This is a genomic window from Alteromonas sp. RKMC-009 (assembly GCF_003584565.2).
Lineage (GTDB): Bacteria > Pseudomonadota > Gammaproteobacteria > Enterobacterales > Alteromonadaceae > Alteromonas.
In genome coordinates this window covers 3,917,276-3,938,482 of record NZ_CP031010.1, presented here as the reverse complement: position 1 = coordinate 3,938,482, position 21,207 = coordinate 3,917,276, and the positions used below count along the sequence as shown (strand labels likewise).

Below are 21,207 nucleotides of genomic sequence, written 5' to 3'. Positions count from 1 at the left end.
GCCTTTTAGCGCAGTGTTCACACAGATTGTTTTGTTATTAATGAAGAACGACCAAGTCTTATGGGGCTATAGCTCAGCTGGGAGAGCGCCTGATTTGCATTCAGGAGGTCAGCAGTTCGATCCTGCTTAGCTCCACCAATAGGCTTGTAGCTCAGCTGGTTAGAGCGCACCCCTGATAAGGGTGAGGTCGGCAGTTCAAGTCTGCCCAAGCCTACCAAATCTTTCTCATGCGGCGTCAGATAAAACCTCATGTGCCGGGGCACACGACGGTTTCATCTTCCTTGCCTGAAAAAGATTGGATGTATTAAGTAATCACTTGGTCAGAAAGATGCAAATCCTAATGAATTTTTACTCGGTTGAGTAAGTATTGATTAGGGTTTTTTACTCTAAACCTGTTCTTTAACAATTTGGAAAGCTGATATTAGTAATCAATCAAATTGAGTAACTGAGAATATCGAAAGATGTTCTTTCAAAAGCTACTCTATCTGACAAACGTGTAGTAAGAAGGTTGACATACACAACTGAGTGTACTGTTCGTCCTCCTTGCGCAAAAGTCGACAAACAACGTCGATTTTGCACGAACATTGATTAGACAGTCATGCATACAACAGTGCTTAGATGCACACCTGACTCCGGATAAAAAGGCGGAGGTTAGGCGCTTTATCTTCCATCCTTTTAGGATGTCGCATCTTTTGGAAGATAAAGTAACGGCTATTTACTCTCTCACTACTCATGTTGAAAAGAGGAAATAGCGACGATTAAGGTTCTGGGCAAGCGAATACGACGAGTGAGCGAGGGCGTATACAAGTAGTATATAACCGAGCGAGCGAGGAAGAGTCGCGCAGCACAGGTTCTTAAGCGGAAGCTATTTAGGGTTGTATGGTTAAGTGACTAAGCGTATACGGTGGATGCCTTGGCAGTAAGAGGCGATGAAGGACGTGTAAGTCTGCGAAAAGCGGTGGCGAGCTGACAAAACGCATTTGAGCCATCGATGTCCGAATGGGGAAACCCACCCGCTTGCGGGTATCGTTAACTGAATACATAGGTTAACGAGGCAAACCCGGGGAACTGAAACATCTAAGTACCCGGAGGAAAAGAAATCAACCGAGATTCCCTTAGTAGCGGCGAGCGAAAGGGGACCAGCCGATGTTAGTTGTCATAGTGGAATATTCTGGAAAGTTTAACGGAACAGGGTGATAGTCCCGTACACGAAGTGACAGTTAGCACATATTAAGTAGGTCGGGACACGTGTTATCCTGACTGAAGATGGGGGGACCATCCTCCAAGGCTAAATACTCCTTACTGACCGATAGTGAACCAGTACCGTGAGGGAAAGGCGAAAAGAACCCCTGTGAGGGGAGTGAAACAGAACCTGAAACCGTATACGTACAAGCAGTGGGAGCCCTTCGGGGTGACTGCGTACCTTTTGTATAATGGGTCAGCGACTTATATTTGGTAGCAAGGTTAACCGTCTAGGGGAGCCGTAGCGAAAGCGAGTGTTAACTGCGCGTTGAGTTGCCAGGTATAGACCCGAAACCCGGTGATCTAGCCATGGGCAGGTTGAAGGTTGAGTAACATCAACTGGAGGACCGAACCCACGCCTGTTGAAAAAGGCGGGGATGACTTGTGGCTGGGGGTGAAAGGCCAATCAAACCGGGAGATAGCTGGTTCTCCCCGAAATCTATTTAGGTAGAGCCTCGGACGAATTCCTTTGGGGGTAGAGCACTGTTAAGGCTAGGGGGTCATCCCGACTTACCAACCCTTTGCAAACTCCGAATACCAAAGAGAACTATCCGGGAGACACACGGCGGGTGCTAACGTCCGTCGTGAAGAGGGAAACAACCCAGACCGCCAGCTAAGGTCCCAAAATATTGCTAAGTGGGAAACGATGTGGGAAGGCTAAGACAGCTAGGAGGTTGGCTTAGAAGCAGCCACCCTTTAAAGAAAGCGTAATAGCTCACTAGTCGAGTCGGCCTGCGCGGAAGATGTAACGGGGCTAAGCAATATACCGAAGCTGCGGCAAAGTACTTGTACTTTGGGTAGGGGAGCGTTCTGTAAGCCGCTGAAGGTGAACTGTGAAGTTTGCTGGAGGTATCAGAAGTGCGAATGCTGACATGAGTAACGATAATGGGGGTGAAAAACCCCCACGCCGGAAGACCAAGGTTTCCTGTCCCATGCTAATCAGGGCAGGGTAAGTCGGCCCCTAAGGCGAGGCAGAAATGCGTAGTCGATGGGAAACGGGTTAATATTCCCGTACTTATATAATCAGTGACGGAGGGACGGAGAAGGCTAGACAATCCTGGCGTTGGTTGCCCAGGTGAAAGTGTGTAGGAAGTAAGATTAGGTAAATCCGGTTTTATAATTCTGAGACACGAGACGAGCTCCCAAGGGAGTGAAGTTGTTGATGCCCTGCTTCCAGGAAAAGCTTCTAAACTTATGATTATGTGAACCGTACCCCAAACCGACACAGGTGGTCAGGTAGAGAATACTAAGGCGCTTGAGAGAACTCGGGTGAAGGAACTCGGCAAAATTGTACCGTAACTTCGGGAGAAGGTACGCCCCTGCGTGTGATGAGACTTGCTCTTTGAGCACACGGGGGCCGCAGTGACCAGGTGGCTGGGACTGTTTATTAAAAACACAGCACTCTGCTAAATCGTAAGATGACGTATAGGGTGTGACACCTGCCCGGTGCCGGAAGGTTAATTGATGGGGTTAGCGTAAGCGAAGCTCTTGATCGAAGCCCCGGTAAACGGCGGCCGTAACTATAACGGTCCTAAGGTAGCGAAATTCCTTGTCGGGTAAGTTCCGACCTGCACGAATGGTGTAACCATGGCCACGCTGTCTCCACCCGAGACTCAGTGAAATTGAAATCGCAGTGAAGATGCTGTGTACCCGCACCTAGACGGAAAGACCCCGTGAACCTTTACTACAGCTTGGCACTGAACATTGAACCTACTTGTGTAGGATAGGTGGGAGGCTTTGAAGTATGGACGCCAGTTCATACGGAGCCGTCCTTGAAATACCACCCTGGTATGTTTGATGTTCTAACGTTGTTCCCTTATCGGGAATGCGGACAGTGTCTGGTGGGTAGTTTGACTGGGGCGGTCTCCTCCCAAATAGTAACGGAGGAGCACGAAGGTTAGCTAATCACGGTCGGACATCGTGAGGTTAGTGCAATGGCATAAGCTAGCTTAACTGCGAGACAGACACGTCGAGCAGGTACGAAAGTAGGTCATAGTGATCCGGTGGTTCTGTATGGAAGGGCCATCGCTCAACGGATAAAAGGTACTCCGGGGATAACAGGCTGATACCGCCCAAGAGTTCATATCGACGGCGGTGTTTGGCACCTCGATGTCGGCTCATCACATCCTGGGGCTGAAGTCGGTCCCAAGGGTATGGCTGTTCGCCATTTAAAGTGGTACGCGAGCTGGGTTTAGAACGTCGTGAGACAGTTCGGTCCCTATCTGGTGTGGGCGTTGGATGATTGAGGGGAGCTGCTCCTAGTACGAGAGGACCGGAGTGGACGAACCGCTGGTGTTCGGGTTGTTTTGCCAAAGGCATTGCCCGGTAGCTACGTTCGGAATCGATAACCGCTGAAAGCATCTAAGCGGGAAGCGAGCCCCGAGATGAGTCATCCCTGAGGTTTAACCTCTCTGAAGGGTTGTTGAAGACTACAACGTTGATAGGCAGGATGTGGAAGTGTTGCAAGGCATTAAGCTAACCTGTACTAATTGCCCGTGAGGCTTAACCATACAACGCCTAAGTAGCTTTTTACTTAGACGTTGTAAGTTATAGACTGACTAATTAAACAGTTAGAGTAGCGTTACTCTGATTGATGAAGATATCAAGCTTTCTGAAATTGTTATAAAAAGTTTATGCCTGACGGCAATAGCGACGTGGTACCACCTGAATCCATTCCGAACTCAGAAGTGAAACGCGTTAGCGGCGATGGTAGTGTGGGGTCTCCCCATGTGAGAGTAGCACACCGTCAGGCTCCCAATTCGAAGAAGCCCGCTCAATCTGAGCGGGCTTTTTTCGTTTCTTTTCTCTGGTCAGAATCTCTGCTAGTCAAAAGCCATAACATTCAGGTTGAATCACTTTTGGCCGGAGCCAGCTACTCAGTTATTTAAAGTGTAATTGTCTGCATACTGACGGATTTCAGAAGAGAGATGATCATTGAAAAGTTGATAAAAGTGCGGAGCAGAGAGGAATAGACAGCCAAACCGGACACTGATTGTGAGTATCCGGAGGGATCATAAAAAAGAAGACTTACTGAGAAGTGAACTTAGTGCGCTGGAAAAACATCCATTCCAGAGACACAAATGCGATGAGCATGGTTACCGGCACCTGATGTGACGGAATGAATCCCAGAGATTTGAATAAGATACTGGCAATAAATGCATAAGCGAGCAGGCCGGTATGCTTAAGAATTGAGGCCCTGTCCGCGGGCTTCAGTATGGCTTTCCAGTTAAACACTGTTCCTCCTATCCGGTGACTAAGTCGAAGCTCCCTGTCAGCGCCTGAAGACCGTCCTGCAAGGGATGTAAACGTTATATCGGATAAAGTGTGCCAGTGAAATGGCTCTGCGTTGAATTACCGGAAGGGGCGGCTAACGGGTTAAAATAAACCCAGTTGCTGGTTGTCTATATCATCATAGTTGATCCCTGTTGCCGGCAGGATGCTTTCAGCAATGGGTCTGATTTGTTTTTCAATATAGTGTTCATAGTCAGGTGGTTGAGTGACATACCCGACAGCCTGCGGCCCTGCTATAGTGACAACATAACGCACTGTAGTTTTGTGCTGGTATTGCAGAGGTTTGCCTGTTGCAAGATTCATCTCATCAGCCTGACGTGCAGCTTTAACATGAGGCGGTTGCGTACGTGTATAAGCATTCAGAGGCTTTCTGAGGCGTCTTGCGTACACCAGAAAGTCATCCAGTTTACCGGCGCGGATATCACTGAGTAATGATCTGATGTAATCCTCCGGAGACCGTTCAGCGAAAACAAGGGCGTAAAGTTTTTCCTGAAATTGTCGTGCCAGTGCAGTCCAGTCTGATCTGACATTTTCCAGCCCTTTGAAAATCAGTTGTTCCTTACCCTCTTTTACCACCACGCCGGCATAACGCTTCTTGCTACCTTCTTCTGAACCACGGATTGTGGGCATAAAAAAGCGGCGGAAGTGGGTTTCAAATTCAATTTCAAGATGACAGTGTAAATTGAAGTCCTGTTTTAGCGTCTCACGCCAGCGGCGGTTGATCATGTCCTGTAACTGCGTACCAATTAATTCAGCTTGCCGGGGTGTGCAGTCATCACCTGTGAATACAAATGTAGAGTCCGTATCGCCGTAAATCACTTCGTAGCCGGCGTCTTCTATCCAGCCGGCAGTGGTTTGCATGATGTCGTGTCCCCGCATGGTAATCGAGCTGGCAAGACGGGGATCGTAGAAAGGGCAACCGCCACTACCGAGCACACCGTAAAATGAATTCATCAGAATTTTTATCGCCTGAGAGCGGGGCGCATCCTGCTGCTTTTTAGCTTCATCACGTTGTTGCCAAAGTCCGGCAATGATATCGGGCAGGAAATGCTCGGTGCGGGAGAACATGGCTCCTCTGTAACCTTCTATGGCGTTTTCAGGGTGCAGTAACCCTTCAGCCAGACCAAGGGGGTCAATAAGAAAAGTTCTTATGATAGAGGGATACAGACTCTTAAAATCCAGTACCAGTACATTGTTATACAGCCCGGGTCTGGACGTCATCACGTAGCCTCCGGGGCTCGCAAGACCGCCATTCTCCGGGCGGATACCACATACATAACCCTGTCTGTGCAGCTTTGGCAGATATACATTAATAAACGCTGCAACTGAGCCTCCGGGCCGGGTCATGTCCAGTCCGGTAAGGGTGCTGCGTAATATGAGAAAATCAATGAAACGTGTATGTTCCGCGATGTCGTTTACCAGTACACAGTCCTGATAATTGTAGGCGACCAAATGAGAAGGATTGTCCCGGTATAAGGCTTTAATTTCTTCAAGCTTATCCCCGCCGGTAATCAGCTTTCCTTTCTTCAGCAAGGCATTTGCAACAAAGTCCAGGGCGAAGCTTTCAAACTGCCAGGTCATGGTTTTAAGCGCATCAATGCCATCAATGATACAGCGGCCGGGGATCTCTGCTATTACCTGTGAGCCGTCTTCCCACTCCCGTACGGTAAGGGTTTCTCCCTGGCGGCCCAATGTCAGCGGAATGCCTTGTCGCCGTGCCATTCTGTTAAGCACAGCGAGGTCAAACTGCTTGATGTTCCAGCCCAGTATGACATCAGGATCCAGCTTTGCGACAGCCCTGCAGAAAGCGGTAAGGACTTCTTTTTCACCGGGCAGATTAATGACATCAAAGGTCGCAAATTCGTCAGTGACCGGTGTGGTTCCTGCAGTATTCAGCCATACACGGTTCATGGTCTCAGAAGCAACAGCGATGGAATACAGGTTTTCCTTTTCATCACACTCAATATCAACAGATACGCTGGTCAGTTGCGGACGAAACTGTGCCCCTTTCACTTTGGCGTTCACAACCTCATTATGAACCTGCGTCCCGTAAAAACTTACAGCTCCGTACGCAAAACGCTCCATCAGAAAACGGTCTTCAGACTTAATATCTCCCTCGTACAGTGGCAGCCCTGCGCTCTGCATCCCGCGACGTAATTTGTGCCTTGTGAAGTCGTCAGCACACCGCAGTAGTATGACTTCTTCCTGTTCCAGGGTTTTGAAATTGACCGCTTCCGGGGTGATATCCAGGCCTTTCGCCCGGATCAGATTTTGAACCTGTTCCAGATGAGATGTTCTGATGAAGCAAACGCTGGTTTGTGGCTCAGAGATAAGCCGCACCGGACCATTCTCAGTGGAAATCCACAATTCAACGCATTCGCGGCTATCCCTGCGAATGGTCCGGCGGGATAAAATGAAGCCTTTGCCTGTCACTATTGAGATTGTCCGTCCGTAGCAGAGGGCTGACCGGTCACTATTTTATCTCTGCCAGTTTCCTTTGCCTCGTACAACGCTTCGTCTGCGACAGCAACTACTCTGGTCATATTGGAAAACGAAGTGGCATCGACAAGGCCGACGGATAACGTGACCTGCATCGTTTTGATTTTCAGTTCATCAGGAATTTTCCGGACGCTGCCGGCAAAACGCTCAAGCATGTCCAGCGCGTCGTCCGTCCCGGTATGGGGAAACAGGAAAAGAAATTCCTCTCCACCAATACGGCCCAGAATATCCGTTTTCCTGAAATGCTTTTGCGCCTTTCTGCCAAAGGCCCTGAGCACATCATCCCCGGTTTGATGGCCGTACTTGTCGTTAATTTGTTTAAAATGATCGAGGTCAATAACCGCTGCTGTCAAAGGCGTTTTGTGTCTTTGGGCCATCTGATACTGTAACTCAGCATCTTCCATGGTTTTCCGGCGTGTCATTAAACCAGTCAGGCCGTCATAGTTTGCCAGTTGTTCAAGGCGTTTCTGATGACGTTTCCCATTAAAATACAGCCAGCTCAGCAGGCCACATACCACAATAAGCAATCCGATAAGTGCAATTGTATAGCGCTGAAGGCGCTGTTCATTCTTTAACTGGTTTTGCTGACGTAAATTTTGCTCTTCCAGCAGGGCATTTTGCGCCCGCTGCTTTTCCACATCGAAACGGGTCTGTAATTCCAGAATTCGCCTGGAGTTAATTTCTTTCTGTAACAAAGCGCGGTTCTGCCTGTTTTGCAGTAATACCAGATAGGCAGACTGGTGCTCACCTTTGGCGGCAAAAGCGCGGGCTTTTGTATCTGCAATGGCAATTCGTTGTGACAAAAAGGATTCACCCGTGGCCATTTCCTCAGCTCTGGCCAGTCTGCGTAAAGCCTCTTCCGGCTGACCCTGATCAACGGCAATTTGTGCCTTTTCAATTAAGACTTTAATTTGCATAAACGGATTGCCAGCCTGCATAAACAGACTGAGGGCATCATCTAAAAACGGCGATGCATCGGCGGTCATCCCCCGGTCAATCAGCTCAGATGCAATAGCTTCATAACTGAATGCAGCACCCTGTAAATCGCGGATGTTAAGGGCAATATCTGCAGATTCAAGAAGCAGGGTCATGCCTTCATCACCATCGCCGGTTTGGATAGTGGCTTTGCCTAATCCAAACAGGGTATTCGCCAGTTCAAGGCGCACATTATTTTGCCGGTACCAGGTTTCAGCTTCGCGATAGAAACGCAATGCCATTTCAGGTTCCTGCCGGTATTCGTATACAAGGGCAATCATGCTGGCAAAATCAGCCCGGCTGAAAAAAGCACCCGGAGATTCAAGCCGGCGGTAACCTTCCTGAAATAACGCAAGGGCTTCGCTGTACTGGTTTAAAGTTACATTGATATAACCGTTCACACTGATTGCATAAAACAACAGGGCTTCGTCATCACCGTCACGGGCCCGGGCCAGCGATTCTGCCGCAGCAGAGATCATGGATTGAGCAAGACCCAGTCCGTCTCTGGCTTCTGCCAGCGCCAGCGTCAGATAGTCATGTAAAGGGGGAGGCGGTGCCAGTGCCAGACCTGCTAAAGCGGCTTCTTCCGCTTTTTCATGCAAAGCAAGCGCGCCATTTGCACGGCTGATGAGGTAAAAATGCAGGGCTCGCTGTTCTGAAGACAGTTCATCATTGCTGGCCGGTAATGCGTCGAGTACGTCCTGCGGAGAGTTTCTTACACCGGCAAGATGCACGGCGGCATCACCTGTCCACAAGTCTGCGAATACGTTGAAACTGAGAATACTGAAAGCAAGCAGGCCTGCCAGGTATCTTTTAAACCGGTAAGCCGGATACATCACTGTTCCTGTCAGCATAAGAAAAAGACGGTGTATCATAGCCTGATGCGGGCGGGAGGCCAAACATAACCTGCAACAGTTCAGCCCGGGAATATTAATGTGCTTCGTCGTCCGGGGTCAGTACCGGTAAAGTGACTTCAAATACGGTACCTTTACCCACCTTACTACTGACTGAAATTTTGCCTTCATGTTGTTCTATGGCTGTATAAGCCACTGATAACCCGAGCCCCTGACCCAGCCCTTCCGGTTTGGTTGTGAAGAACGGATCAAATATCTTCTTAACGTGCTTTTCTTCAATGCCTTCACCACTGTCGATGATCTTGATGCGGACCGTTGTGTCATCACCATGCACATCTACTTTTACAAACCCTTTATGATTGATGGACTGGGCCGCATTGATCACCATATTCATCAAAGCCTGTTTAAGGCTGCCCGGCTCGCAATAGATTTTCAGGCCGGCGGGTTCACAGGTGACTTTAAACGTGGGCTTTTTGTATTGGACTGATACCAGCTCTGCCATCTGCTTTACCGCTTCATCCAAATCCATCAGTTGCCATCCGGCCGAATCTTCCAGTGCAAACCGCTTAAGGTTCTCGACAATGTCCCGCACACGGATAAGGCCGTCTCTGGACTCATCAATCAGCGGAGTCATATCGTCTTTTAATAAGTCGTAATGATGCTCTTCCAGAAGGCCCGTGATTAGCGTGCGTGTTTTTTCATCGGTATTTTCAATATTGTCTGCCAGCGTGTCGCACAAGGTTATCAGGTGTTCACCGTATTGCTTTAAAGTGTCCAGATTGGCTGAGACAAAGCCAATGGGATTATTGATTTCGTGGGCAATGCCGGCTGCCAGTTGTCCCGTAGAAGCCATTTTTTCTGCCTGGATAAGCTGGCTTTGCGCTGAGTCGAGTTTCTTGATGAGTTTAAGTTGTTCTTCATGCTCACGTTTCAGCGCTTTGGATAATTCCTGCTGGGCAATGAAGTAACTGGCCTGGGCGGTAACGTCCTGAAGGAAAATACACGCCAGCTTGCCATGCTCCGGAGAAGATAAGGGCACGATTTCCATATTCTGGTACATCTGTGTCTCTTCACCGGTAATGGGGCGGCTACTTTTAAACGGAAAAATATGCGGGCGTTGTTCCCAGTAGCTGAAACTGGGATGTTGAAGAACGAAGACAGATTTAATTCTGCGGCGCAGAAACTTTTCCTGCTCTGGAAAGAGCTCTGCTACCGGCTTTTCCATGTAGTCAGCACGGAGTCCGGTTTCCATGCGGTCGATAAAAAAGTCGTTGAGGAAAATGACCTGGTAATCTTCATTTACAATGCAGATCCCAACCGGTAATTTGCCAAAAAGTTGCTCGAACATTAACCCAGCAATTCATCAATAGTTTCGGTTAGCCGTACCAGTGACGCACGGTCGAGACAAAAGACTACCCGCATGGAGAATGAAGAGAGCTCAATATCGAACTGCACTTCCATTACCAGGCTATGCTGCCAGTTAAGTTCGGTGAATGATGCCTTATTCGGAGAAAACAATGTTGGCATATTCAGATTAGTTGCCAGTTCAAGCTGGTTCGATAAACCGGCCAGACAAGCGCCGGCCAGAATATTTGACAGCTCCAGTATGGTTTCTTCAATATCACTCTGGCTGAGCGGAGCCTCGTATTCGAGCAGGCTGGCCACTTCGGTTAAACCCTGCTCTGATACTACCGCCATCACTTCACCCTGGATATCTCCAAGGAAAGATTGTCTGGTGTAAAACGCATTTTCACTGCGATTAATAAGTGTAAATAATTCGGCTGGCGTAACGGCTGATATTTTAGGTATGGAGATACCTATTTTAGTTTCTATCAGGTGCGCCAGCGAATTAGCAGCTTGCCCCATAGAGATATTCATTAGCTCCTGAAGGGCGTCACGTTGATCTTCTGTGAGGGAAATAACACTGCTCATAGATACCCCAGCTCAAACAATGTCATGGCTAATTCTTCTTTATCGAGAGGCTTTCTGATGAATTTGTGCGCCCCCAGATCCATAACAATGCGTTGTTTTTCAGGCTGGAAGTCAGCACTGATCACAATCACATCTGGTCTTTCTTCTTTGTCCGCGAGGTATTCAAGCACACCAACACCGTCCACCTCGGGCATAGTCAGGTCGAGTAATAGTAATCTGAACCCGTTCTTTTCGAGCAGATCAATTGCTTCCCTGCCATTCGCAGCTTCTGTGACAGTAAACTCGATTTCAGGCGGAAGCGCTTTTAGTACACTTCTTCGTGACAGACGCGAGTCATCGGCCACAAGTAGCGGAACTGTCATTCTTACCTCCAGACAATTTCGAACCTATCATGAGTATTTGCGATATTTTCATTCCTGCAAGTCCACCTGAAAAAAAATCTTTCAATTTCGACTATTTGCTAATATCACGTCATTTTGAGTATAGGTCTTTTGTGACATTTGTGTGTTATTCTTTAGGTGAAATTTTCTGCACAAATGTCACTAAAAGCTTCCCGAATCCAGTGTAGCTAACTTCTCACCTGTGCTACCGGATGCAACGCCATAATCTGATATAAGCCGTCATACTTAAGAATGTTACAAACGGCTGCCTGCCTTCATTTTCTCCAGTTGAGAAACCATTGCCTGAGCGATATTCTCAAGTGGCAAAATCTTTTCCGCCGCCCCCAGGGAGACGGCAACTTTAGGCATACCGTATACCACACAGGTATCTTCATTTTGACAAATAGTGAAAGCACCTTTCTCTTTCAGTGCCAGCAACCCGTCTGCGCCGTCTTTACCCATACCTGTCAGCAAACTGGCCACCACGTTACTGCCGGCAGATTCAACCAGCGAGGTAAACATCATATCCACTGAGGGCTTGTGACCACTGACACGGGGCCCGTCATTTAATCTGATCCGGTAATCGGCACCACTGCGGATGATCTCCATATGTTTATCGCCGGGAGCCAGGTAGCCGTGGCCGGGAAGTAAACGCTCATCACCCCGGGCTTCCACAATTTTTAACTGGCTGCAGGCATCCAGCCGCTTTGCAAAGGTGCTGGTATAACCCGGCGGCATATGCTGGGTGATAACCGTTGCCGGAGCATTGGCCGGTAACGCACTGACTATGGTTTTAATCGCTTCCGTGCCGCCGGTAGAAGCGCCGATGGCGATGATTTTCTCAGTACTTGAATAGGTGAGGGCAGTCGTTGTTTTAACTGTGGCCGGCTTTTGCTGACGCACCCGCGAGCGGGCTGCCATACGTATCTTTGATAAAATCAATTCGCGGTATTCTTCTATTCCCTGCACAACTCCCAGTTTGGGTTTGGGGATAAAATCAACAGCGCCAAGCTCCAGTGAACGGATGGTGGCATCAGCGCCTGCTTCCGTGAGTGTGGATATCATTACCACCGGCGTGGGACGTGCTTTCATCAGTACATCGAGGAAACGCAGGCCGTCGACCTTGGGCATTTCTATATCCAGAGTGATGACATCCGGATTGTGTTCCTGCACCATCTTTTTAGCGACATAGGCATCGGGTGCGGCACCAACCAGCTGCATATCGCTTTCGCTTTTTACGATTTCGCCAAGCAGATTTCTGATTAACGCGGAGTCGTCTACAACAAGTACTTTTATCGTCATGGCTCACCTAATCAAACTGTTCAAATTCACTCTGTTCAGGCCCTTGTTTCAACTTAATGCGGTAAGCACTTTCCCGGTCCATGATCGTTGAATTATTGAATTTCCGTATCCGTTTCACGAGTACCTGTCCTGAGTCAGGGAAGAAATATATTTTGCGGGCGTAGTCTTCCATTAAATCGCTGGCAACGATTGGAATGCGCTCTCTTCGTAAGTAAGCAGTTACAAACTCTGAGTTCATCTGGCCAACATTGGTGACGGATATACCCGCAACCACATTTCCGCCGCCAAATACTTTGGCTTGCAGATGCCGCTTATCGGCACCTAAATTCATCATCTGATTAATCAACAACTCCATGGCATACATGCCATATCGGGAGGCTTCACAAAATTCCCCTTCAGAGCCTCTGTCTGAGGGCAGCAAAAAGTGATTCATGCCGCACACGCCGTTGTGCAAATCCATCAGACAAGCAGACACACAAGAGCCGAGAACTGTGACCATCAGTGTGTCATTGCCGGTAGAAAAATACTCTCCCGGCAGAATTTTTACAGCCTGCCGGACAAAGCGGGGATCATAATATGTGTTGGCTTCGTGCCCCACGCCGTCCATGAAGGTTTCAGCCATAGCGTCTGCCTTCACGGGCCGGTTTGTAAATGGTTTTCCCCACTGGCGTAACGATCTGTGAATCCTTATTGAAGTTCTCTGAATGTCCGGCGATGTATAAACCGTCATCCGGTAACAGTGCCACCATGCGTTTCAAAATATTCAACTGGGTGGGCTTATCAAAATAAATCATCACGTTACGGCAGAATATGACATCAATGGGTCCCCGTATTGGCCAGGTCACATCCATCAGGTTGATGCGTCTGAAACTGACATTTTTTCGCAGTTCCGGTACTACCCGCACTTTACCTTTCTGGCTGCCTTTTCCTTTGTGCAAAAACTTCTTGCACTGGTGCGGTGTCAGTTTGGTTGTTGCCTCGCTGCTGTATATGCCTGCGCTGGCTTTCGCCAGTACCTGGCTGTCAATGTCTGACGCAATGATTGATACCGGATTATCAAAACTGTCGAACACCTCTGCCACTGTCATTGCGATGGAGTAGGGCTCTTCGCCGGTACTGCTGGCTGAACACCATATTGTCCGCTGGCCCGGATGCGTCCGCAGGTAATTTGCCAGCGCATCAAAGTGGTGGGCCTCACGGAAAAATGAAGTCAGGTTTGTCGTCAGGGCATTGATGAAGTTCTCGTCTTCTTCAGGCGTACGTTTCAGGTATGTGAGGTAGTCATCGAAGCTGTTCAGCGACAACGCCCGCAGTCTGCGGGCGAGTCTGCTGTAAACCAGTGAATCTTTCGTATCTGTAAGATTGATCCCTGCCTTTTGATATAAGGTTCGTCTGACTCTCTCAAAATCCTCTTTATTAAACGCAAATTCTTGCCGGGCGCTCTGGCTCATACCGGCCCATCTCCTTTAAAAACTTTCCCATTCTTCCGTATCTTCAGGAGCCGCAGCCTTTACTGCAGGTTTGCTGCTTTTCCCGTTTGATCCGATTGCTGCTGCCGGCTTGCGGGACTGAGATTTCGGTCTTGCACTAATGGCAGGCAGGTCTTCCATTGGGTCTGCTGAGCGGTCTTTATCACTTAATTTAAATGTGGCCACACGCTCTGACAGTTGTGCTGCCTGCTGACGCATACTTTCCGCTGCTGCTGCGGCTTCTTCGACCAGCGCCGCGTTCTGCTGCGTCATTTCATCCATTTGAGTAACGGCTTTACTGATTTCGTTTATGCCGTTGGACTGTTCAGAAGACGCCGCAGCAATTTCTGACATAATGTCGTTAACCCGCTTAATCGAGGTAACCACTTCGCCCATGGTGTCGCCGCTCTGTTTCACCAGCGTGTTGCCGCTGCCAATCTTATCCACAGAGTCTGAAATCAGCTCTTTGATGTCTTTTGCAGCTTCTGCAGAGCGCTGTGCCAGCGTTCTTACTTCTGAGGCGACTACCGCAAATCCGCGTCCCTGTTCACCGGCACGGGCGGCTTCTACGGCGGCATTCAGTGCCAGAATATTGGTCTGGAAGGCGATGCCGTCTATTACACCGATGATGTCTGAAATTTTCTGGGCTGACTCGTTGATGCTGCCCATAGTTTCAACCACGCGCTGAATCATATTGCCGCCGTTTACGGCGATAGATGAAGCTTGTGATGCAAGGCTGTTGGCCTGCTCGGCATTCTCTGCATTCAGACGCACAGTACCGGTGAGTTCTTCCATTGAGGACGCCGTTTCTTCCAGACTGGACGCCTGCTGCTCTGTCCGGCTGGATAAGTCTGCATTTCCGCTGGCGATCTCACTGGACGCACTGCTGATCGTTTCAACAGCGTGGTTGATGCGTGAAATGGTGACCCGCATATCACGGATAAACTGGTTGATAGACTCGCCCAGCACTTTGAACTCGCCTTCAAACTCGTGTTCAATCTCGCAAGTCAGGTCGCCCTTCGCCAGTTGGGTCATAACTTGTTTAATATCGTAAACTGCAGTGGTACGGGCGGTGACATCGGTTGCGTATTTCACCACGCGGAAAGGTTTGCCATTCTGGTTCAGAATGGGGTTATAAGAAGCCTGAATCCAGATTTCTTTGTTACCCTTGCCAAAACGTTTGTACTCGCCGGACTGGTAGACACCGTGATTCAATTGATCCCAGAACGAACGGTAATCATTACTGTTGCGGGTTTCCTGATCCACAAACATGCTGTGATGTTTACCTTTAATTTCATCAAGGGTATAGCCCACTGTGTTCAGGAAGTTATCGTTGGCATTCAGGATCATGCCATCCATATCAAACTCAATCACAGCCTGAGATTTACCAATAGCCGAAATCTGACCTTCGAAATAAGCGGTACGTAACTTTTCTTCGGTAATGTTGGTCGCGTATTTCACTACTTTGAAAACATTGCCGTCCATATCCAGAATAGGGTTGTAGGAGGCCTGAATCCAGATTTCCTCACCGGCTTTATTAATTCGCTTAAACTCACCGGAGAAGAATTTGCCTTTCTTCAGGTCAGCCCAGAACTGAGAATATTCCTCTGAGCCCCGGGTTTCTTTATCTACAAACATCCTGTGATGCTTGTCTTTTATTTCATCCAGGGTGTAACCCACTGTATTCAGGAAGTTATCATTAGCCCACTGGATAATACCGTCCACATTGAATTCAATGACCGCCTGAGATTTCCCGATGGCGTTAATTTGCCCTTCAAAGTAGGCATTTTTCAGCTTTTGTTCAGTGATCAACGTGGCGTATTTAACGACTTTGAAAACCTTGCCGTTCATATCGATAATCGGGTTGTAAGATGCCTGAATCCAGATCTCGTTGCCGCCTTTGGCAACCCGTTTATATTCCCCTGATTTAAAGTTGCCGCCCCGTAATTCATTCCAGAAATTGCTGTAAGCAGCACTGATTTTTTCAGACGGATCAACAAACATGCTGTGGTGCTGGCCCTTTATTTCATCCAGGTTGTAGCCGGTGGCACTTAAGAAATTGTCATTGGCCCACTGAATGTTGCCGGAAGTATCAAATTCAATAACGGCCTGAGCTTTACCGATTGCTTCAATCTGGCCTGAATAATCGGCATTTTTCAGTTTTTCTTTTGTTATATCGATAGCAAACTCGACCACCTTGGTGACTTTGCCGGCAGTGTCGAAAATCGGGTTATACGACGCCTGCACCCAGAACTCTTTGTCATCTTTGCCAAAGCGTTGATATTCCCCGGAGTCAATTTCGCCGCGCCGTAATTTATCCCAGAAGTCTTTATATGCCTGATTGTGAACCAGTTCTTGTTTGACGAAAGCGCTTTGATGTTTTCCCAGAGCTTCTGCCCGGCTATAGCCGGTGAGTTTAAGAAAATTATCATTCACGTCGATGAGTTCACCCTCTGCTGTGTATTCGGCCAGTGCCTGAACCCTGTGCAGGGCCTCCAGCATACCGCTTTTCAGCAGAAGTTCTGTTTGATCCACCCATTCCACCATGGTGCCCACTGAGTGGCCTTCTTCGTCCTTCAGCGGGGTGAGGGTGAGTTTAAAATTAACTTTGCCCACAATGATATTCGAAGACATCGGACGCTTGAGCTCTGCCAGCATGCCTTTTTGATGAGAAGGATTCTTATGGAACTGATCGATGTTCTCGCCAATCAGATTGTCTGCTGAAAAATGCGGTAATACTTTTTGCAATTCCGCTTCGTTATCCTTTAACAACTTAACGACAGCTTTGTTGGCGTATACAATATTTCTGTCTGCGTCAGCCATCATGATGCAGCAGGTAGAAGCATCGACAGCCTGCGATTTACGCAGCATCTGAATTTTCTGATCACGCGAGGCTTCGCTGTTGATCCAGTCAAACATACCCATAATTACTCTCCCTCACCGGTCAGTTGCTCTGCAACAAGACCGATTTCTTCGCTGGAAATTAGTTGTTCAATGTTAACCAGAATGACCATATGGTCATCCACAGTTGCCAGCCCCTTCAGGAACCGGCTGTCGAATATCACCCCGAAATCAGGTGGTGGCCTGACTTCATCTTCCGTAAGGCGTACAACATCCGAGACGCCATCAACGACTATGCCCACAACACGATTGTGAACATGCAACATGATGACGATGGTGAATTCATTGTAGGTCGGATCCGGAATATTGAATTTAATCCGCAAGTCGACGATGGGGACGATGTCACCGCGAAGATTCAGCACGCCTTTGATAAATTTGGGCGCATTGGCGATAGGCGTGACTTTCTCGTAACCGCGAATTTCTTTTACTGAGGTAATATCGAGGGCATATTGCTCAGAACTTAAAATGAAGCTTAAGTATTCCTGAACATCTTTAGATGCGAGATGATCTCTGGCATGGGCACTCATGATACTTTTTCCTCTTCATGAACAGGTTTGCACAAGTCTGCGATGGCATCTGCATCCAGGATCATGGCTACACGGCCATCTCCCATGATGGTGGCACCGGATATGCCGGGTACTTTACGGTAGTGCTGTTCGAGACTCTTGATCACCACCTGTTGCTGGCCGAGCAGAGAATCGACCTGAATGGCAAATCGACGTTTGCTGCTTTCCAGCAGTACAACAATCCCTTTCGTGGGGTTCGTAACAGCATGATCCACATGCATCATCTGGTGAATCGGTACCAGAGGCCAGTACTGCTCTCTTATCCACAGCAGGTGTTCGTTCTTAATCAGTTTGAGCTGTTCTTTTACCGGTTGCAGCGATTCGATAATATTTACCAGCGGGATGACAAAAATCTGGTCGCCCACGGCAGCACAAATACCGTCCACAATAGCCAGTGTCAGGGGCAGATGGATATGAAAAGCTGACCCGAGTCCTTTATGTGAATCAATTTCAATCCGGCCGCCAATAGCTTCAATGTTACGGCGGACAACGTCCATACCAACACCACGACCGGACACGTCAGTTACTTCCGCTGCCGTGGAAAATCCGGGCTGGAAGATCAGTAACCAGACCTCGCTGTCAGGCATATCCGGTGTTACAGGCAGGCCATTTTCTGTTGCTTTGGCGAGAATGCGCTCACGGCTGAGTCCTGCCCCGTCATCAATAATGCTGATGACAATCGAACTGCCACGCTGTGCAGCCCGTAAAATCACGGTACCATTTTCAGTTTTGCCTGATGCGACCCGGTCTGCCGGCTTCTCTACACCATGATCGATACTGTTTCGTACCAGGTGAGTCAGAGGGTCGACCAGTTTTTCAATCATGCTTTTATCGATTTCAGTTGCGCCGCCTTCAATAACGAGGTCAACTTTTTTACCGAGTTTAGAAGACAGATCCCGCACAACACGGGGGAAGCGGTTAAATGTCATATTTACCGGCAGCATACGCATAGACATTGCCGATTCCTGAATCTCGCGGGTGTTGCGCTGCAGTTCTGCAATGGCTGTTTGCAGCTTCTGACCTATGGCTCCGGTGACTTCATCACCAATCATCGACAGCATGGACTGGGTAATAACCAGTTCACCCACCAGGTTTACCATCTGATCAATTTTCAGGGTGTCAACACGAATAGAAGACGCTTCTTTGTTAGCCGCAGATTTCGCTGCAGCTTTCTTCGCCGCAGGTTTAGCGGCTGCTTTTGCCGCCTCTGCCGATGCGGCTTTGGCGTCTTCTGCAACGGCTTCAACCGGTTTGAAGAAACCGTAACCTTGCTTTTCTTCCGGTGATGCAGCAGGTTGAGGCTCATCATCAAAGAAGCCAAACCCGTCTATATCTTCATCTTTTGTTTCTGCTTTTGCCGCTTCATTTTCTGTGTTTTCTGCGACTTCCGCTGTTTCTGCTGCGGGCTCGTCATCATCATCGAAAAAGCCGAAACCATCGATATCATCGTCATCTGCCGCAGCGCTTTCTGCAGCGGGTTGCGGAGCATCTGTTGCCTGTCCGTCGGCTGCAGCCAGCGCTTTTTCAAGGGCTGCTACACCGGAGTCTATGTCAGATTGAGGAAGCTCACTGCTGGTTCGATATGCATCCAGAATGACCTTGAGTAAGTCTACCGTTTCAAGAAACAAATCAACGGTAGGCACGTCCAGCGAAATGGTTTGTTTGCGGGCTTTGTCGAGCAAATTCTCCATGACATGGGTGAGCCCGGTAAGCGCATCAAAACCGAAGATTCCACTACCGCCTTTGATTGAGTGGGCGGCCCTGAAAATACTGTTAAGTTGCTCAAGATCGGGATCTTCGACATCCAGTTCCATGAGGAGCTGTTCCATGTCATCCAGGTGTTCCTGACTTTCGTCGAAGAAGACCGCGTGGAATTGTTCGATATCGATAGACATAGTGACGCTTCCTGTTACAACTAACCGAGAACCTTACCAACAACCGCAAGTAATTTGGCAGGGTCGAAAGGCTTAACCATCCAGCCTGTGGCACCGGCAGCTTTTCCTTTTGCCTTCATGTCATCACCCGCTTCCGTGGTGAGTACGATAATGGGCGTACGGGCATAGGCTGACATACCGCGAAGGTTTTTAATCAGCGTCAAACCGTCCATTCTTGGCATATTCTGGTCAGTTAAAACGAAGTCGAAGCGTTTCACTTTGCATTGATCTAACGCATCCTGTCCGTCTACGGCGGTAGTTACAGGGTAACTGGCTGACTTTAAAGTCACTTCTACCATCTGGCGGATTGATGGTGAGTCATCAACAATGAGGATATTCTTACTCATAATACTCCCGACAATTTTTTCACGTGTTGTGCCGAATCCGGCGATTCCATGTCATCCCGGCTAACAAGCGAGCCGCGCTGGTGGTTGCTAAAATAATTCAATTTCTCCGGCATCGATGCTGCTGGCAGATACCGGGTTATGATCGAGGTTAGCCCGATTTTTCATGCTGCTCTGCAACTCTTCCAGGTTCTTCTTAACCGTGGCAATATCATTCGTACCCAGCAGAGGCAGTTGCTCATTAACGATTGTGAGCATTTCCTGGGTATAGGTGAGGTTCTGACCGTTAATGTCGCCAAATTGCATTCCGCGGATAGCAGAGCCGATAGCACTGTCCAGCTGACCGGAGATCCCTTCAAGTTCATTGGTAGTGTTCGCGTCGCTCTCAGCTTTTACGATAATCGCGTCCAGCTCTCCCTGAATGTCCCGCTTTGCTGTAATGATATAGCTGGTATCCTGGGCGGCGAGTGTGCGGACATCCTGCGTGAGTTCATCAATTTGCACGCCAATGTTTTCCATCTGTTTCTTGATAACGCCGCTGAACTGAGTGGAGCGGTTGGACAGAGCACGAACTTCATCGGCAACTACTGCAAATCCGCGGCCCGCTTCACCGGCACGTGCCGCTTCAATAGCCGCATTCAGTGCCAGCAGGTTAGTCTGGGCAGAAATATCATCGATATCGCCAAGGGCTTTAAGCACTGTAGGCATGGTGTCGTAGATGCGGTTTACTTTTTCCAGAATGGTGGTGGTGCCTTCTGAAATCTGTTCAGTAGACTCAAGGAATTTATCCAGTGATTTCTCTGTTTCATCAGCAAAGGTACGCATGCGGTTTGAGTACATTTCACCGCTGTCAGAATCTGCCTGAATCAGTCGGGTAATACAGGTGTTTTGCTCGCCTACAAGGCGTTGCAAATTGAGGAAAGCTTCACTTAGTGTGGTTACGGCATCGGTTTGTGTATTGAAAATGTCAGACAGGTTTTTCTCACAGTCACCGAGAATTTTAGCCATATCCTGAGTTACCGACATCATATCGCCGGTGACTTCCTGTTGTTCGAATACGGGCTCTGCGTGTACAGCCTGTGTTTCGGCCTGTGGTTCTGTATCTCCTGATTGCATTTTTGCTGCCAGAAAAACGCCGATGGAAGAAACGACTATTGCCGGATAAGCAAGACCCATTGACACTAAACCAAAGCCCACAACAAGGCTCACGCCTGCACCAATCATTGCAATTGGTGGTGTATTTTTTATTCCGCCCATAATTTGATTGTCACTCATCATAATACATTCCGGGATTGTTACTGCCTGCACGTTGTCGGCTTTTTCTGTCTCTTTGGGTCCAGACTGTGTGAAATTTTAGAAACTTACTGACCAAAAGGATTTGCCTGATGCGTTATCAGGCGCACGTTAATTTAAGTTATAGACAAGAATTTCAGTAATGAAAGGAATGCAGAAAAAAAATTCTCAATCGTCAGGAATGTCGTGATTGTCGCAATTGCGAACCGGATTCAGAGGAGGGGA

General features: G+C 48.5%; 14 protein-coding genes, 2 tRNA genes and 2 rRNA genes. 4 read left to right on the top strand and 14 right to left on the bottom strand.

Going from position 1 to position 21,207, the window contains the following annotated elements:
- The first annotated feature begins 62 nt into the window (after positions 1-62).
- From DS731_RS17280 to rrf, 4 genes are all read left to right on the top strand, one after another.
- Positions 63-138, top strand: a tRNA-Ala gene (locus tag DS731_RS17280).
- Between the two features lie 2 nt (positions 139-140).
- A tRNA-Ile gene (locus DS731_RS17275) sits at positions 141-217 on the top strand.
- 664 nt (positions 218-881) lie between these two features.
- A 23S ribosomal RNA gene (locus tag DS731_RS17270) occupies positions 882-3,752 on the top strand.
- A 126-nt stretch (positions 3,753-3,878) separates the two neighbouring features.
- A 5S ribosomal RNA gene (gene rrf / locus DS731_RS17265) occupies positions 3,879-3,994 on the top strand.
- A 275-nt stretch (positions 3,995-4,269) separates the two neighbouring features.
- Here rrf and DS731_RS17260 read toward each other — a convergent pair.
- The 14 genes from DS731_RS17260 to DS731_RS22280 form a co-directional block, all read right to left on the bottom strand.
- Positions 4,270-4,476, bottom strand: coding sequence for a hypothetical protein (locus DS731_RS17260; RefSeq protein WP_119502497.1), 207 nt, complete (start codon positions 4,474-4,476; stop codon positions 4,270-4,272).
- A 141-nt stretch (positions 4,477-4,617) separates the two neighbouring features.
- Positions 4,618-6,966, bottom strand: coding sequence for a DNA polymerase II (locus DS731_RS17255; RefSeq protein WP_119502496.1), 2,349 nt, complete (start codon positions 6,964-6,966; stop codon positions 4,618-4,620).
- The gene (locus tag DS731_RS17250) at positions 6,966-8,882 is read right to left on the bottom strand and encodes a GGDEF domain-containing protein (RefSeq protein ID WP_119502495.1); all 1,917 of its coding nucleotides are present in this window, start codon (positions 8,880-8,882) and stop codon (positions 6,966-6,968) included. The genes DS731_RS17255 and DS731_RS17250 overlap by 1 nt, the downstream gene beginning before the upstream one ends.
- Before the next feature lie 55 nt (positions 8,883-8,937).
- Positions 8,938-10,209, bottom strand: coding sequence for a sensor histidine kinase (locus tag DS731_RS17245; protein ID WP_119502494.1), 1,272 nt, complete (start codon positions 10,207-10,209; stop codon positions 8,938-8,940).
- The gene (locus DS731_RS17240; RefSeq protein ID WP_119502493.1) at positions 10,209-10,793 is read right to left on the bottom strand and encodes a chemotaxis protein CheX; all 585 of its coding nucleotides are present in this window, start codon (positions 10,791-10,793) and stop codon (positions 10,209-10,211) included. Before DS731_RS17240 ends, DS731_RS17245 begins: the two co-directional genes overlap by 1 nt.
- On the bottom strand, positions 10,790-11,155 hold the full coding sequence (locus DS731_RS17235) for a response regulator (protein WP_119502492.1): 366 nt from the start codon (positions 11,153-11,155) through the stop codon (positions 10,790-10,792). The genes DS731_RS17240 and DS731_RS17235 overlap by 4 nt, the downstream gene beginning before the upstream one ends.
- 273 nt (positions 11,156-11,428) lie before the next feature.
- Complete coding sequence (locus tag DS731_RS17230) at positions 11,429-12,475, bottom strand: protein-glutamate methylesterase/protein-glutamine glutaminase (protein WP_119502491.1); 1,047 nt, start codon at positions 12,473-12,475, stop codon at positions 11,429-11,431.
- A 7-nt stretch (positions 12,476-12,482) separates the two neighbouring features.
- The gene (gene cheD / locus DS731_RS17225; RefSeq protein WP_119502490.1) at positions 12,483-13,097 is read right to left on the bottom strand and encodes a chemoreceptor glutamine deamidase CheD; all 615 of its coding nucleotides are present in this window, start codon (positions 13,095-13,097) and stop codon (positions 12,483-12,485) included.
- Positions 13,090-13,926 carry a CheR family methyltransferase gene (locus tag DS731_RS17220; protein WP_119502489.1) on the bottom strand — a complete coding sequence of 279 codons (837 nt, stop codon included), beginning with the start codon at positions 13,924-13,926 and terminating at the stop codon, positions 13,090-13,092. The genes cheD and DS731_RS17220 overlap by 8 nt, the downstream gene beginning before the upstream one ends.
- Before the next feature lie 15 nt (positions 13,927-13,941).
- Positions 13,942-16,869 (bottom strand): methyl-accepting chemotaxis protein, encoded by a 2,928-nt coding sequence (locus DS731_RS22380; RefSeq protein WP_119502488.1) that lies wholly within the window; start codon positions 16,867-16,869, stop codon positions 13,942-13,944.
- Between the two features lie 2 nt (positions 16,870-16,871).
- Positions 16,872-17,372 carry a chemotaxis protein CheW gene (locus DS731_RS17210; RefSeq protein WP_119502487.1) on the bottom strand — a complete coding sequence of 167 codons (501 nt, stop codon included), beginning with the start codon at positions 17,370-17,372 and terminating at the stop codon, positions 16,872-16,874.
- Complete coding sequence (locus tag DS731_RS17205; protein WP_119502486.1) at positions 17,369-19,306, bottom strand: chemotaxis protein CheA; 1,938 nt, start codon at positions 19,304-19,306, stop codon at positions 17,369-17,371. Before DS731_RS17205 ends, DS731_RS17210 begins: the two co-directional genes overlap by 4 nt.
- A 20-nt stretch (positions 19,307-19,326) precedes the next feature.
- Positions 19,327-19,692, bottom strand: coding sequence for a response regulator (locus DS731_RS17200; protein ID WP_119502485.1), 366 nt, complete (start codon positions 19,690-19,692; stop codon positions 19,327-19,329).
- Between the two features lie 87 nt (positions 19,693-19,779).
- Positions 19,780-20,967 (bottom strand): methyl-accepting chemotaxis protein, encoded by a 1,188-nt coding sequence (locus DS731_RS22280; protein WP_119502484.1) that lies wholly within the window; start codon positions 20,965-20,967, stop codon positions 19,780-19,782.
- Positions 20,968-21,207: the final 240 nt, after the last annotated feature.

Bases quoted from the DNA above. Each gene is read 5' to 3' on its own strand.
- DS731_RS17240 (WP_119502493.1), bottom strand. From the start codon at position 10,793: ATGAGCAGTGTTATTTCCCTCACAGAAGATCAACGTGACGCCCTTCAG.
- DS731_RS17220 (WP_119502489.1), bottom strand. From the start codon at position 13,926: ATGAGCCAGAGCGCCCGGCAAGAATTTGCGTTTAATAAAGAGGATTTT.
- DS731_RS17205 (WP_119502486.1), bottom strand. From the start codon at position 19,306: ATGTCTATCGATATCGAACAATTCCACGCGGTCTTCTTCGACGAAAGT.
- DS731_RS17200 (WP_119502485.1), bottom strand. From the start codon at position 19,692: ATGAGTAAGAATATCCTCATTGTTGATGACTCACCATCAATCCGCCAG.
- cheD (WP_119502490.1), bottom strand. From the start codon at position 13,097: ATGGCTGAAACCTTCATGGACGGCGTGGGGCACGAAGCCAACACATAT.
- DS731_RS17245 (WP_119502494.1), bottom strand. From the start codon at position 10,209: ATGTTCGAGCAACTTTTTGGCAAATTACCGGTTGGGATCTGCATTGTA.
- DS731_RS17235 (WP_119502492.1), bottom strand. From the start codon at position 11,155: ATGACAGTTCCGCTACTTGTGGCCGATGACTCGCGTCTGTCACGAAGA.
- DS731_RS22380 (WP_119502488.1), bottom strand. From the start codon at position 16,869: ATGGGTATGTTTGACTGGATCAACAGCGAAGCCTCGCGTGATCAGAAA.
- DS731_RS22280 (WP_119502484.1), bottom strand. From the start codon at position 20,967: ATGATGAGTGACAATCAAATTATGGGCGGAATAAAAAATACACCACCA.
- DS731_RS17210 (WP_119502487.1), bottom strand. From the start codon at position 17,372: ATGAGTGCCCATGCCAGAGATCATCTCGCATCTAAAGATGTTCAGGAA.
- DS731_RS17250 (WP_119502495.1), bottom strand. From the start codon at position 8,882: ATGATACACCGTCTTTTTCTTATGCTGACAGGAACAGTGATGTATCCG.
- DS731_RS17230 (WP_119502491.1), bottom strand. From the start codon at position 12,475: ATGACGATAAAAGTACTTGTTGTAGACGACTCCGCGTTAATCAGAAAT.